Annotated in this window: 17 protein-coding genes; 10 read left to right on the top strand and 7 right to left on the bottom strand. The window is 47.6% G+C overall.

Going from position 1 to position 13,848, the window contains the following annotated elements:
• The first annotated feature begins 85 nt into the window (after positions 1–85).
• The 6 genes from ACFYU8_RS01865 to ACFYU8_RS01890 all read left to right on the top strand — a co-directional run bounded on the left by ACFYU8_RS01865 (position 86) and on the right by ACFYU8_RS01890 (position 5,205).
• Positions 86–874 (top strand): SDR family oxidoreductase, encoded by a 789-nt coding sequence (locus ACFYU8_RS01865; RefSeq protein WP_390296359.1) that lies wholly within the window; start codon positions 86–88, stop codon positions 872–874.
• A gap of 20 nt (positions 875–894) precedes the next feature.
• Complete coding sequence (locus ACFYU8_RS01870) at positions 895–1,386, top strand: YajQ family cyclic di-GMP-binding protein (protein ID WP_390296357.1); 492 nt, start codon at positions 895–897, stop codon at positions 1,384–1,386.
• 122 nt (positions 1,387–1,508) lie between these two features.
• On the top strand, positions 1,509–1,985 hold the full coding sequence (locus ACFYU8_RS01875) for a hypothetical protein (protein ID WP_390296356.1): 477 nt from the start codon (positions 1,509–1,511) through the stop codon (positions 1,983–1,985).
• 66 nt (positions 1,986–2,051) lie between these two features.
• Positions 2,052–2,843 (top strand): phosphotransferase, encoded by a 792-nt coding sequence (locus tag ACFYU8_RS01880; RefSeq protein WP_390296354.1) that lies wholly within the window; start codon positions 2,052–2,054, stop codon positions 2,841–2,843.
• A 79-nt stretch (positions 2,844–2,922) separates the two neighbouring features.
• Entirely contained in the window at positions 2,923–4,581 is a 1,659-nt protein-coding gene (locus tag ACFYU8_RS01885; RefSeq protein WP_390296352.1) for an AMP-binding protein, read from the top strand.
• A gap of 117 nt (positions 4,582–4,698) precedes the next feature.
• Positions 4,699–5,205: a GNAT family N-acetyltransferase gene (locus ACFYU8_RS01890; RefSeq protein ID WP_390296350.1), complete on the top strand. Its 507-nt coding sequence runs from the start codon at positions 4,699–4,701 to the stop codon at positions 5,203–5,205.
• 77 nt (positions 5,206–5,282) lie between these two features.
• Here the strand turns inward: ACFYU8_RS01890 and leuD are convergent, their stop codons facing one another.
• Together leuD and leuC are read right to left on the bottom strand one after the other, a co-directional pair.
• Positions 5,283–5,867, bottom strand: a complete 585-nt coding sequence (gene leuD, locus ACFYU8_RS01895) for a 3-isopropylmalate dehydratase small subunit (RefSeq protein ID WP_390296348.1) — start codon at positions 5,865–5,867, stop codon at positions 5,283–5,285.
• A complete protein-coding gene (gene leuC / locus ACFYU8_RS01900) occupies positions 5,864–7,294 on the bottom strand; it encodes a 3-isopropylmalate dehydratase large subunit (RefSeq protein WP_390297365.1) in 1,431 nt (476 codons plus the stop codon). Before leuC ends, leuD begins: the two co-directional genes overlap by 4 nt.
• Before the next feature lie 114 nt (positions 7,295–7,408).
• Here leuC and ACFYU8_RS01905 point away from each other — a divergent pair, with 114 nt between their 5' ends.
• Positions 7,409–8,296, top strand: coding sequence for a LysR family transcriptional regulator (locus ACFYU8_RS01905; RefSeq protein ID WP_390296346.1), 888 nt, complete (start codon positions 7,409–7,411; stop codon positions 8,294–8,296).
• Between the two features lie 29 nt (positions 8,297–8,325).
• Here the strand turns inward: ACFYU8_RS01905 and ACFYU8_RS01910 are convergent, their stop codons facing one another.
• Together ACFYU8_RS01910 and ACFYU8_RS01915 are read right to left on the bottom strand one after the other, a co-directional pair.
• Entirely contained in the window at positions 8,326–9,015 is a 690-nt protein-coding gene (locus ACFYU8_RS01910; RefSeq protein ID WP_390296345.1) for a class F sortase, read from the bottom strand.
• Between the two features lie 31 nt (positions 9,016–9,046).
• Positions 9,047–9,265: a hypothetical protein gene (locus ACFYU8_RS01915; protein WP_391365166.1), complete on the bottom strand. Its 219-nt coding sequence runs from the start codon at positions 9,263–9,265 to the stop codon at positions 9,047–9,049.
• A gap of 150 nt (positions 9,266–9,415) precedes the next feature.
• Here ACFYU8_RS01915 and ACFYU8_RS01920 point away from each other — a divergent pair, with 150 nt between their 5' ends.
• From ACFYU8_RS01920 to ACFYU8_RS01930, 3 genes are read left to right on the top strand one after another with little or no spacing between them, the layout of a single operon-like run.
• Positions 9,416–9,763 (top strand): thioredoxin family protein, encoded by a 348-nt coding sequence (locus ACFYU8_RS01920; protein WP_390296343.1) that lies wholly within the window; start codon positions 9,416–9,418, stop codon positions 9,761–9,763.
• A gap of 33 nt (positions 9,764–9,796) precedes the next feature.
• Positions 9,797–10,705 carry an RluA family pseudouridine synthase gene (locus tag ACFYU8_RS01925; protein ID WP_390296342.1) on the top strand — a complete coding sequence of 303 codons (909 nt, stop codon included), beginning with the start codon at positions 9,797–9,799 and terminating at the stop codon, positions 10,703–10,705.
• A 59-nt stretch (positions 10,706–10,764) separates the two neighbouring features.
• Positions 10,765–11,883: a YheC/YheD family endospore coat-associated protein gene (locus tag ACFYU8_RS01930; RefSeq protein WP_390296340.1), complete on the top strand. Its 1,119-nt coding sequence runs from the start codon at positions 10,765–10,767 to the stop codon at positions 11,881–11,883.
• A 63-nt stretch (positions 11,884–11,946) separates the two neighbouring features.
• Here the strand turns inward: ACFYU8_RS01930 and ACFYU8_RS01935 are convergent, their stop codons facing one another.
• The 3 genes from ACFYU8_RS01935 to ACFYU8_RS01945 form a co-directional block, all read right to left on the bottom strand.
• A complete protein-coding gene (locus tag ACFYU8_RS01935) occupies positions 11,947–12,747 on the bottom strand; it encodes a VOC family protein (RefSeq protein ID WP_390296338.1) in 801 nt (266 codons plus the stop codon).
• Positions 12,748–12,846: 99 nt separating this feature from the next.
• Entirely contained in the window at positions 12,847–13,299 is a 453-nt protein-coding gene (locus ACFYU8_RS01940; protein ID WP_390296337.1) for a GNAT family N-acetyltransferase, read from the bottom strand.
• A 27-nt stretch (positions 13,300–13,326) separates the two neighbouring features.
• On the bottom strand, positions 13,327–13,824 hold the full coding sequence (locus ACFYU8_RS01945; RefSeq protein WP_390296335.1) for an NUDIX hydrolase: 498 nt from the start codon (positions 13,822–13,824) through the stop codon (positions 13,327–13,329).
• Between the last annotated feature and the right edge of the window lie 24 nt (positions 13,825–13,848).

The following is a 13,848-nucleotide window of genomic DNA, read 5'->3' on the forward strand; positions in this document are numbered from 1 at the left end:
CTTCTCTTTTGCTTTTCCTTCGTCTGAAAGTTCTGTAGAATAAAGAGATAAGTATACATGAGTGAACCAGGAAAGGAGCAAGCATATGGATCTATTTTTGCAAGGAAGAACCGCTCTGGTACTCGCGTCGTCAAAAGGATTAGGGAAGGCAACAGCGCAATGCCTCGCCCAAGAAGGAGCGAATGTCACGATATGCGGTAGAGATGAAGCTGCTCTGGAAATCGTTCGTGATGAAATCGAACAGGCTACTGGCAAAACCCCGCTTGCTGTTACGGTGGATGTAACTAAAGAAGAAGACATAAAGCGAGTTGTCGAAGAAACGGTCAAGCATTTTGGCAGCGTCGATATTTTAATCAACAATTCAGGTGGACCTGCAATAGGCAGATTCGATCAGCTCACCGACGAACAGTGGATGCAAGCCTTCCAGCTAAATTTGCTCAGCTATGTACGTGCCATTCGTGCTGTATTGCCGCATATGCGAGCGAACCAATTTGGAAGAATCATCAATTTCGCTTCCTCGTCCTTTAAACAGCCTATTGAAAATTTGCTTCTGTCCAATACGTTTCGTACAGGGGTATTGGGTCTATCCAAGACGCTTTCTTCAGAATTAGGACCAGATGGGATTCTGATTAATACCATCGGGCCTGGAAGAATTGCGACGGATCGGGTGGCACAACTGGATGGGCTTACCGCAGAGGCGAAGAGCATCCGTGCAGATGAAGTAAGAGAAAATTGGGAGAAGCAAATCCCATTGGGCAGATATGGTCAGCCTGACGAGTTTGCTCGCATGGTGACGTTCTTGGCTTCGCCAGCAAACAGCTACGTGACAGGTCAATCCTTCCTCGTCGATGGTGGCTTGATCCGTGCGATCTAATAAAAGAGAGGAGAATTCCTTTGAGTAAAGAGAGCTCATTTGATATCGTGTCCAAAGTAGAGTTATCCGAAGTGAACAATGCGATTCAGACCGCATTAAAAGAAATCGAGAACCGCTTTGACTTCAAAGGGAGCAAGAGCAGCATCTCCTTGGAAAAGGAAGAGCTCGTTCTCGTCTCCGATGACGACTTCAAGCTCAGTCAGGTAAAAGACATTTTACTTGGTAAGCTTGTCAAACGGGATGTCCCGATCAAAAACCTCGACTATGGCAAAGTTGAACCGGCAGCGGGCGGTACTGTCCGTCAGCGTGTCAAGCTAGTACAGGGGATCGACAAAGACAATGCGAAAAAGATCAACAGCATCATCAAAGATACCGGTCTTAAAGTGAAAACACAGATTCAAGATGACCAAATTCGCGTGACGGGCAAAAGCAAAGATGAGCTGCAGCAAATCATCAACGCGATCCGCAAAGCTGATTTGCCATTGGACGTACAATTTATTAACTACCGCTAAGTTGGAGCTGTTCCAAAAATCGTCTTTTGACTACTAGAAAAGTTTTTACTTCTAACTCTCTTCACTCTCGCATATGCATGTACAAATAAGTGACAAGCACTTGCGAAAGGGAGAGTAGAGACATGAAAGTCTTTATTATCAGTATGCGCAATCTCATTTTGGGCGGAATTGTTTTTCTTGTAGTACTGGTGGCGGGGATCGTACTTTTGGTCAAAGACCCTCTGAGCGTCTCGGACTCTTATCGACCGTCAGACCCGACTACTCCGGTTACAGCGACGGCACCCTTGAACCAGCCAGCAGGGTCAGAAAAGCCGGCGCTGAATATGGAGGTCAAGATGGATGGGACGACGGCAGAGGTATCCTTGCTCACAGAGAACTTCACGTTTGTTCAGGAAAATGGTGAATTAGCCGAAGCCCCAGTCTTTGGAGAGGGACACGCACATTTATACCTGAATGGCGAACCCAAAGGGATGATTTATCAACCAGAGTTTTTACTGAAAAAGTTGCCCAAGGGTGAGCATGAAATTCGGGTAGAGCTCAACTACAGCAATCACCTGCCATACAAGGTAGAGGCTACGAAAAAAATCGTCGTGAAGTAAAAAAGATAGCGTTCCACAACAGGGACGCTTTTCTTTTTGCGCTGAAGGGAAAGGGGCGTTTCTGATATGTCAAAACCGTCAAAAGAAGAATTATTAACGGGCGGAAACGTAACAAACGTTTACCGTTTTGGCAATACAGTCAGAAGGGAAGTAAAGCCAGAAAGCAAGAACATCCATGAATTATTGAAGCACTTGGAAAGAACAGGCTATCCGTATGCTCCCAAATTTTTAGGCATCGATGAAAAGGGGAGAGAAATCCTATCCTTTATAGAAGGAGAGCCTGGTCATGCTCCCTTGAAGGAATATATGCAGTCGAACGCAGCGCTACAAGAAATTGCGAAGATGCTTCGGCTTTATCATGATTCTGTCAGTGATTTTCTGTTCGATGATCAATGGCATTCGTTGGATCACACTCCTGAACCGCGTGAAGTCATCTGTCATAACGACTTTGCCATGTACAATATTATTTTTCATCAACAAAGGCCGATTGGTATTATTGATTTTGATGTAGCGGCTCCGGGCCCAAGACTTTGGGATATCGCCTATACTCTCTATACCTGTGTGCCTTTCAGTAGATTCTCGATTTCTGAATCCGGAGAAAAAATCCATTACCAACCATTGCTGCATGCCAATCAGCGAAAACAGCGAATGGCATTGTTTTTTGAATCGTATGGGATGGAATGGAAGGAGAAGCCCGTTGAGATGGTAGTGCTTCGTTTAGAAGGACTATGCAAAACCATTGCCAGAAAAGCCAGTGAAGGCGATGCCGCTTTTCAAAAGATGGTCGAGGAAGGGCATATTCGTCACTACCAAGAAGACATCGCCTTTATCAATAAACACAAGGGCGAATGGGTGTAGGACGTGAATGGAAAAAGAAGGGTTTGTGGCATATAGGAAGAATCATACAGAATAGTCTGAATGTTTTGGGGGTGCTTGTATGATTCATATGACCACAATCGGCAACATGTTAGACGACACAGCCAGTAAGTATCAGGAAAAGGAAGCGCTGGTTTATCACGAACGAGGGCTTCGTTATACGTTTGGGGAATTTCAAGAGATATGCAATCAGGCAGCGCGGGGATTTATGTCTCTTGGCATTCAAAAAGGAGAGAATATCGCGATTTGGGCAACCAATGTGCCAGAATGGGTGATTTCCCAATTTGCCACAGCGAAAATGGGGGGTGTGCTGGTAACGGTCAATACAAGCTACCGGGTACATGAACTGGAATATTTACTGCGTCAGTCAGAGTCGACGACGCTTCTGTTGATTGATTCCTATCGCGATGCGAATTATCTCGCCATGATTCAAGAAATTTGCCCGGAGTTACAGACATGTGATCCTGGTGCGCTTCAATCCAAAAGGCTTCCGCATTTAAAAAATGTCATTTATCTAGGGAATGAGCGTCAACCCGGGATGTTTTTGTGGAGTGATTTGCTCGAACGTGCTGCATGGGTCACGGAAGAAGAGCGGATATCGCGCCAGGCCACGCTCTCACCTGATGATGTCATCAATATGCAGTACACATCCGGGACGACCGGTTTTCCAAAGGGAGTCATGCTGTCGCATGTCAATATCGTCAACAATGCCATTAAGGTAGCGGAATGCCAACGGCTCGGGCTAGAGGATAAGGTGTGTATTCCTGTTCCGTTTTTCCACTGCTTTGGTTGTGTGATGGGGACCTTGGCATGTGTGGCGACAGGGGCGACGATGGTTCCTGTCATCGCCTTTGATCCCGGCGTCGTACTTGCGGTTGTGGAGTCTGAGCGCTGCACAGCACTGTACGGTGTACCCACCATGTTTATTGCTGAGCTGAACCATCCGACTTTTACCGAGCGTGACCTGAGCTCGCTGCGAACAGGCATCATGGCAGGTTCTTTATGCCCGATTGAGGTCATGAAGAAGGTCGTCGATCAAATGGGCATCCGTGACATTACGATTGCGTACGGACAAACGGAAGCTTCTCCCGTCATCACACAGACTGTACCGGAGGATTCCCTCGAGCGAAAAGTATCCACAGTCGGTCGGCTGCATGCAGAAGTAGAAGCAAAAGTCATCGATCCGGTGACAGGTGACATCTTGCCGCCAGGTGTCCAAGGCGAGCTGTGCACCCGAGGATATTTGGTCATGAAAGGCTATTACAACATGCCAGAGGAGACAGTAAAAGCGATCGATCACGAAGGCTGGCTACATACTGGAGACTTGGCAACCGTAGATGAAGAAGGCTACTATCGGATTACTGGCAGGCTCAAAGATATGATCATTCGCGGAGGGGAAAATATTTATCCACGTGAAGTGGAAGAATTCCTCTATACGCATCCAAAAGTGTTGGACATCCAGATTGTAGGTGTACCTGATGCCAAATACGGAGAGCAGGTATTGGCGTGCATTCGGGTAAAGCCTCACGAGACGTTATCGGAGGAAGAGGTGCGGGACTATTGCGAAGGGAAGATTGCTCATTACAAAATCCCTCGCTACATACAGTTTGTAGACGAATATCCGATGACGGCCTCCGGAAAAATACAAAAGTTCAAGCTGCGAGAGCAAGCGTTGCAGCTGTTTGGGCAAAGCAACCCAAACCAGACTGGAACTGCATAGGTAGAGGTTTATGTGCCAGGGAGATACTCTTGGCGCTTTTTTTAGATAGTTCTTTACATTCTAGCAACTCTTGACTAAGATAAGTGGAAATTAAAATTGGGAGAGGGGCAGCTTAGAATGGAAGTTCGATTTTTGGGACCAGACGATGCAGATGAGCTTATCAAGATTAGACTGGAAGGGCTGCAAACAGATCCAGATGCATTCGGCTCTACTTATGAAGAGGAAATCCAAAAGCCAAAGGAAGAGTGGCTGAGGAGACTTTCTCAAGGAGAGTCGGGGGATAGCGGCTATTTTGGAGCTTTTGTGGAAGGACAGCTAACCGGCATCATCGGTTTTTTCCGCCATAGAGGGTTGAAAGCAAGACACAAAGCTGCTATCGTCTCCATGTACGTGCGTGAAGCGTATCGCGGGACGGGTGTCGCACAAGCGCTCATGCAGACTGAGCTCGCGTATTTGAAGAAGCGGGGAGATATCGATACGGTACAGCTCGCTGTCGTCACGACCAATCCAGCTGCCATTCGTCTCTATGAGAAAATGGGCTTTCTCCCATATGGAGTGGAAAAACGGGCACTGAAAATCGGCGATCAATACTTCGATGAAAATCACATGTATATTCTTCTATAGGGCAACCATGGAAAAAGCGAAGGCACACAATAGTGGATGCCTTCGCTTTTTCTATGCGCTATGCTATGGATTGAAAGTTAACGACTAGCTTCGTATACCGTGATCTTATCTTCATACTGCAACGTAATTCCAATATCGTCGAGGCCATTCAGCAGGCAATAACGACGATAGGAGTCAACCTCAAACGGGTAGGAGAGACCTTCACTGTCACGAACGACTTGTTCTTGCAGATCGATGGTCAGCTGATAGTTCGGCTTGTTTTGAGCACGATTGAACAGCTCGTCGACTTGTTCTTCACTCAACTTGATCGGCAGGATGCCGTTTTTGAAGCAGTTGTTGTAAAAAATGTCCGCAAAGGATGGAGCAATTACACAGCGGAAGCCGTAATCAAGGAGAGCCCATGGCGCATGCTCACGAGAGGAGCCACAGCCAAAATTGTTGCGCGCAAGAAGGACAGAAGACTCCTTGTATGCAGGCGTATTCAGAATGAACGTATCGATTGGCGCACCATCGACAGTAAAGCGCCATTCGTAGAACAGGAATTGACCAAAACCGCTGCGCTCAATGCGCTTCAAGAATTGCTTGGGGATAATCGCGTCCGTATCTACGTTTACACGATCGAGTGGAGCTACCACTCCGGTGTGGATGACAAATGGATTCATTGGAATACCTCCTTGCTTGCGTTCTCGTTTTTCCATTCACGTACATCTACGAAGTGACCTGCGATAGCCGCAGCCGCAGCCATTTCCGGGCTGACCAGATGTGTCCTTCCACCTCGTCCTTGACGTCCTTCGAAGTTCCGGTTGGAAGTAGAAGCACAACGCTCACCCTCGGACAGGATATCTGGGTTCATCGCCAGACACATGGAGCAACCAGATTCGCGCCAGTCAAAGCCAGCTTCTTGGAAAATGAAGTGCAAGCCTTCTTGTTCAGCGAGCTGCTTAACTGCTTGAGAGCCAGGAACGACCATCGCGTGTACGGAAGGGGAGACCTTGCGTCCTTTTGCCACTTCGGCTGCTTTGCGCAGGTCCTCAATCCGACCATTTGTACAGGAGCCGATAAACACGCGATCGATTTTGATGTCGCTCATAGGGGTGCCAGGCGCAAGGTCCATATACGCCAGAGCATCTTGTGCTGCTTTGCGCTGTGCTGTTGTCTCGAATGACTCAGGGTCTGGAACGGTGTTCGTAATGTTCGTACCCATACCAGGGCTCGTTCCCCACGTAACTTGCGGAGCGATTTCGACTGCATCGATTTCAACACAGACATCAAACGTAGCGCCTTCGTCTGTGCACAGCTCTTTCCAAGCCTCGACAGCTGCAAGGAAATCTTCCCCTTGTGGAACGTAGCGTTTGCCTTTCAAGTAGTCAAAAGTAGTCTGGTCAGGAGCGATTAAGCCAGCACGAGCGCCTCCTTCAATCGTCATGTTGCACACTGTCATACGTTCTTCCATGGTCAGGTTACGGATCGCAGCGCCTGTGTATTCGATGACGTAGCCAGTTGCAAAGTCAGTTCCGTATTTTGCGATAATCGCCAAAATTAAATCTTTTGCACTGACACCGAATGGCAGGTCGCCGTTCACGCGTACTTCCATCGTTTTTGGCTTGGATTGCTGCAAGCATTGCGTTGCGAGTACATGCTCTACTTCACTGGTACCAATACCGAAGGCGAGGGCACCGAATGCTCCGTGAGTAGAGGTGTGGCTGTCACCGCAGACGATTGTTTTGCCTGGATGTGTAAGCCCGAGTTCAGGACCAATGACGTGGACGATCCCTTGATCTGGGCTATTCAGATCCGCGAGTGTAATCCCAAATTCCTCACAGTTCGTCGTCAAGGTTTCCATTTGTTGACGAGAGATCGGGTCTTTGACATTAAAGCGGTCAGCAGTCGGAACGTTGTGGTCCATGGTCGCGAAGGTAAGCTCTGGACGGCGTACTTTGCGGCCAGACAAGCGGAGTCCTTCAAAAGCTTGCGGTGAAGTCACCTCGTGAACCAGGTGCAGGTCGATATAAAAAAGGCTTGGCTTGCCTGCCTCTTCGTGAATAACGTGATTGTCCCAAATCTTTTCAAACATCGTACGGGCTGTCATCATGTTTTCCTCCTTCGTTCAAAAACTCTTAACAAGGTTGTAACATGGCAAAGAGAATAGTTCAAAGATATAATAATTATAAGAAGGATAGTTTTTGCCTATGGGGAGGTCTATATGGAGTTACGACAAATTCGTTATGTACTCGCTGTTGCGGAAGAACGTAGTTTTTCCCGGGCAGCCAATCGATTACATTTGGCCCAACCGTCGTTGAGCCAACAAATTGCGAAGCTGGAAAAAATGCTCGGTGTTAGCTTGTTCCATCGCTTGCCGCAGCACGTAGAACTGACTGATGCGGGCCAGCGCTTCGTACAGGTGGCGCAGACGCTCGTAGATATGTCTGAGGGGCTAGAGAGGGAAATGCGAGCTTATGCAATAGGAGAAAGCGGCAAATTGCTAGTAGGAAGTCTACCGATTACAGGGGCGTACGTGCTGCCAAGGGTGTTGCCTACGTTTACACAGCAATTTCCAGGTGTCGAGCTGCAATTGATGGAGGAAACGTCGAGTCATTTGGAGCAGCTGCTCGTGCGGGGTAAAATTGATGTAAGCCTGCTAACTATGCCCATCAGTGAGCCAACGCTTACGATCATTCCTGCGATCAATGAAGAAATCTTTTTGGCTGTACCATCCAACCATCCGCTCGCCAAACGTAAGGAAGTCGATCTTGCAGAGGTAGCCGATCAGCCTTTTATCCTGTTAAAAGAAGGGCAGGGCTTCCGCACGATTTCGCTTCGGCTCTGTGAGCAGGCGGGGTTCCGACCAAGAATCGTTTTCGAGAGCACCAACATCCAGACCGTTCAGTCACTAGTTGCAGCTGGCATGGGGGTGTCGTTTGCGCCGAAAATGATCACGCTCGCACCCGGAACAATTGAACCGCCAACGTATGTGCGGATCAAAACAAAACCTTCTCGCACACTCGTCGTGGCGTATCGAAAGGACAAACCATTGTCCCGCCCGGCTGAAGCGTTTGTGCAATGTCTCATCGAGCAGGGTGGGAAATTATAAAGGCAAAACAAATAACCCAGTCGCCGCAATCATTTGCGAACACTGGGTTTATTATCTTGCGGCTCTGTATCTTGAACAAGCTCAGAAAAGACGACAAGCCTTCGAGCATGCTCCTGTGTCTTCTTGTTAAATTTACCAGAGCAGGTAATCAAATTCAGGTGTGATCTTTCTGCATTCCCAAAAATCTGATCGATGGGGGCTTCGGCAGTTTGAAAGCTTTCTACTCTGCGAACCTGGAAGGTAAGCGTTCTTCCTTTTGCTTCTCGCACCATGATTTTGTCACCGGGCTTTAGTTTTTTCAGATGGTAAAAAACAGCTGGACCCGTATAATGATCAAAATGGCCTGCGATCACTGCATTTCCCCTCATCCCGGGCTTCGTCCATGGCGACAAAATACCCACGCGATCAAAAGCTTTTGGGACGTCCATTTGGCCATTTGTTAAAACGCCGACCGGTTCTACGCGAGCTTGCAGGTTCAGTTTTGGTATATGTAGAAGTGTCGGCATGATGCCATCTGGAAGAGGGGCGACAGGAAGGAACGTTGGTTGAGGTGGCAGCGAAGGACCATAAACGGTAACCGTTCGTTTAATATGGATCGGCCCTGCAGGTTTTGGTATGGCATTCGTTATTTTTGGAGCTTCTACTGGTTGTTTAGCTGTATGGCCGCAACCGATTGTAACCAAACTAATGAATAGAAGGAACCCGAGTAGTTTTTTCATAGGTCGTAAAGAAAAGGGGGACGAGCCCCCTTTAATTGCTTGCTCCACCCATACCAGTTTTCGGCAATGCTTTCACATGCACTTTGCCTTTATGTGCTTTGGTTTTCATATGGTGAGCTTTGGTCTTCATATGATGAGCTTTTGTTTGTACCTTGTGGTGTTTTTTGTGACCGTCATGTGTCGCAGCGGATACAGGAATTGCAGTAGTTACCAAGCATGCAACCATCAACAAAGCAGCGAATTTCTTCAAGATAAGCACCTTCCTTTAATGTTTTTGGCTTACAAGTGATAGGATTCCCGTTTATGGTTTTGTTAGCGCTGGCAATTGTTTCTCTTAAACGTCCCAAACAGCCCGCGCCTGTGGTACACTATTGCCAAATCATTCTGGGAGGAAGATAACATGAGAGAAATTAAGACAGAAGCAGAATTCGAGCAAGTGATTGCAGCAACAAAGCCAGTCATCGTCAAATTCTTCACGGATTGGTGCCCAGATTGCCATCGGATTGATCCATTCATGCCAGCCGTGGAGGAAAAATACAAAGAACAACTGGATATGATCGAAGTTAACCGTGATACTCTCCCGGACTTGTCCCAAAAGTATGATGTCTTTGGGATACCAAGCTTTATTGCCTTCCAAGATGGAAAAGAACTGGTTCGCTTCGTCAGCAAGCTCGGAAAAAGTCGTGATGAGATCGAGCATTTCCTGGACCGTGCCATTCAAGTAGGTAAAGGACTCGAGCAAGCGTAATTGCATGAACATAGAACAGGGAGATCGACTGAAATGTTAAACATGAAAAAAGAAGGGGAATGGCTCGTTTCTCACTTACGAGACAAAGATGATGCCATTCCGATTGGGAACCTGCTGCGCGAAGAGTGGAAGCTGCCTCGTAAGCAGGTCCATCTTTTATTCCAACACAAAGAAGTACTGCTGGATGGTGCACCTGTCGCTCAGCATGTTGCGGGAACAGCAGGGCAGGAAATTCGGCTGCGGATGTGCAAGCCTGAGCCTTTGGGGCTTGATCCGGCTAGTGAAGCTCCCGAGATCTTGTACGAGGATGATCACTTGCTCATCGTGAATAAGCCAGTTGGCCTTTTGTTACATCCGACCGAACGACATCATCATGTGACGTTGGATCATCTTGTGTCTGGCCACTTTTTCCGTACAGGTCTGGAAGCAAAAGTCCGCCATGTCCATCGGTTGGATCAAGATACGTCAGGCGTCGTTCTGTATGCGAAGCATGCGTGGGCCTCTGCACTGTTAGATGAAATGCTGCGTGAGCGCACAATCAAGCGTACCTATGTCGCGTATGTTTCGGGACCAATGTCCAAAGAGCGCGGGAAAATTAATGAGCCCATCGGAAAAGATCGGAATCATGGGACGCGCAGAAGGGTCACACCAAACGGAGATTCAGCGATTACTCACTACCAGGTGAAGGAACGCTTTCAAACAGCTACGAAAGTGGAATGTCAATTGGAGACGGGGAGAACTCATCAAATTCGTGTTCACTTCAGTTATATTGGACACCCGCTTTTAGGGGATGAATTGTATGGTGGCAAGAGCGAACTCATTAAGCGACAAGCGCTGCACGCCGCAGTACTCAAATTCGAGCATCCATTCGGGGGAGAAATAATTGAGGTCACAGCCCCGTTGCCACTCGATCTGTTTCACTTGGAAAAGAAGCTAAGGTAAGCGCCATTTGACTACAGGCTGAATAAACTGCCAAGGAGGAAACGAGAGAGGGTGGTCTTTTGAAACGACCCATAATCGGCATTTTGACTTGGCGGGAAGGCAAAAGATTTGCAGAACCAACCTATTTTCGGCGACTGCTCAAGGCTGGACAAGAACTGGGCTGTACCGTTTTCTTGTTTTCACCAAACGATGTACTTGGATCTGGCAAGCAGGTGAGAGGGTACGTCCCGGGGAGTAATGGCGGCTGGCAAGCACGGATATTTGACCGTCCAGACGCTGTATTCGACCGATACCGTTATACACCGACACAGGCATTTAAGAACTACGTGGCCTTTCGACGGACGAGTAATTTTTTGTATGCAAACAATCGATTGGCAAACAAATGGCGTGTACATGAGGTGCTGCATCGGGACCACAGAATGCATCGCTGGCTTCCTGAGACACACCTCTATAACCGACAAAGCCTGGTCAACATGCTAGGCAAGCATCCATTGCTCTACGTAAAGCCACTCAATGGAACTGGGGGACGAAACATCCTGTCGATTGAAAAGCGTGGCGACGAACTGAGACTGCTCGGTCGGAACAAACAAAGGGCGAAAGTATCCACGGTAGTAAGAGACAAAGCCGCTGCCCAGAGATGGGTGGATCATTGGACGAGACAGGAGAAATACATTGTACAGCAAGGGCTTCGATTGCAGTTGGTCCCTTCGCGTGCAGTAGACATGCGCCTCTTGATTCAAAAGAATGGGCAGGGTGAATGGAGCATTACAGGTCATGGGATTCGCGTGGGTCCAGAACGCAGTGCAACCTCTAATCTGCATGGCGGCGGAAAAGCGATCCCTGTTTCGGTATTTCTCCGACCGAGGTTTGGGGAGGAACGCACAGCGCAGATAGTGCGTGATTGCGAACAGCTTGCTTTTCAAACAGCGGAAACACTCGAGGATCATTTTGGACGGATGGTTGAATTTGGCCTAGATATTGGCATTGATGTAGTTGGTCGCGCATGGCTGATCGAAGTGAATCCCAAACCAGCTCGGGAAATTTTTCGGGAGATGGGGGCAGTGGAGCAGTACAAGAATGCCGTTACTCGCCCGCTTGAATATGCCATCTACCTTGCGAAAACACAAGGACGCGAAGGACGCGAGCCCCTTTTGAAGAGAAAAGTCGCCAGAGGATAGCATGAAAGCAGAACAGCGGCAGTCAGGGACCACGTGTGAAGTCCTTGTCTGCCGCTGTATTTGCTAGGGCGAGATGGAAAGCGGTAACTGCAATTTGCTCGGAATGTCAGGGGCGAAATCGGGTGTATGGATAACAGAAAAAGAGTACCCCCCCCGGACGAATGTAAGCTCATGGGCATCCGAATGGAACAGGACATTACTTTTTTCAAAGCGCTTCCGCACTTTTTGTAGGAACGTTTGGTCAGGGGTTCCAAATGTGACGTGCATTTTCGGTGGTAACGCTTTCATCGCAATGGGAATCCAAGGTCTGTTTTTCCATGTGGCTACAATATGTGCCGTTCCTCCAATGACGAAGTTGAATATTTCGCCATCCTCGTATGTTTTCAGGCTGATATTCGATTTGAGCCATTGCGTAAAAACAGGCACACTTTCCACGGGACAGCCCACTTCCCGTAAATACATAATGTGCAGGGGAGTGGATGACTCTACGACCTCTTCTGACACATACTCGTGGGCAATAATCTCCAGAAGATTCCCGTCTCCATCGCGGAAATACAGGTTCATAAGTTGTTTTTCCTGATCAATGTCATGCCCATCCTCCCATTGAACAATCAAAAGACCAGATTCTTTGATCTTTTTCGCTGATTCATGAAACAGCGAAAAAGGTACTTGAAAAGCAATATGGGCAGGGGAGATCGGCTCATACACTTCTTCAAAGGTTAGTCGAAAATGGGGTGTGACCTGAAACGTAATTTGTTTGTCTGATTGAGATGAAATCGGAAAACCGAGACGGTCTGCGTAAACCTGATGTACCCCTTGGATGGACACGGTTTGTAAGGTTAATTTAGAAAAGTGCGTGATCACCTGGCATCACCTTTTCCTATAAAAAGATAACGTACAATAAGATAACATAATATAGATTATGTATACTCAAACGGTTCACACTGTTTCTAGACAATCTTCTCAAAAATCTTGAGAGAGGCGAACCATATCTACTACCTGAATGCCATTTTCGTAAATCTCTTCCTCATAATGCCGCAAGAAAAAGTCCCGATCAATCCAATTCATGCGAAATCCACACTTTTGATAAAGGGCGAGCTGACCCACACTAGAATTTCCTGTGCCGACCTCGATCGTCTTATAACCAAGAGACTTCGCTACTTCAATGGAATGAAGAACCAGCTTTTTGCCAATGCCCTTCCCTTGATGGGCCTCATCGACTGCAACATTCACGAGTTCAATCGTATCCGGTCTGGTTGGAATCAATACGTAGACACCTACGATGGTCTCCTCCAGAACAGCGACATAGCAGTGACCTCTTTGTAAATAATCTTCCACCAATCTGACAGAAGGGTCAGCCAATAAGAGTAAATCCATTGGTGAATGTTCCTGTGCTGCAAGCTTGCGAATTTCCATCCGTGTTTCTCCTCCGATTCAAGCGTTTTACGAGCCAGTCGTTACCGGCTTTGGCAATGGAGCTGTTTCATAGTTGACGATCTGGTTTTTTTCGTACGTAAATAAATGCTGACAAGGATCAGCTTTTTCCAACATGTACGGTAAAAACATGGGGAGGTTTTCCGGGACGCCTTCATTGTCCGGATCCAAGATCCACGCTAGCTCTTTCCAGTCAAGAATGCCTTCTTCCACGAACTGCGGGGTTTGAGAGCGCTCGAAGTCTTCTGGAAGATCAGCGAGAAATGCATACATACCGCCCGATTGTTTTCCATCGACTAACCAAGAAACAATCCCTTTGTAGCAAGCGGTTTCTAGCAAAATGCCTGTCTCTTCCCGAATTTCGCGAAGGACACTGTCCAGTGGAGTCTCTCCGTGCTCTAGTTTACCGCCTACACCATTCCATAGCCCCATCAACGGTGATTTGTTGCGATTCAGCATGAGTATTCCATTTCTATGTTTGAGAAAGCATATGGTATAGCGATACATGTTATCACTTTCCTTTTTGTACAA

The organism is Brevibacillus sp. NPDC003359 (assembly GCF_042878995.1).
Lineage (GTDB): Bacteria > Bacillota > Bacilli > Brevibacillales > Brevibacillaceae > Brevibacillus.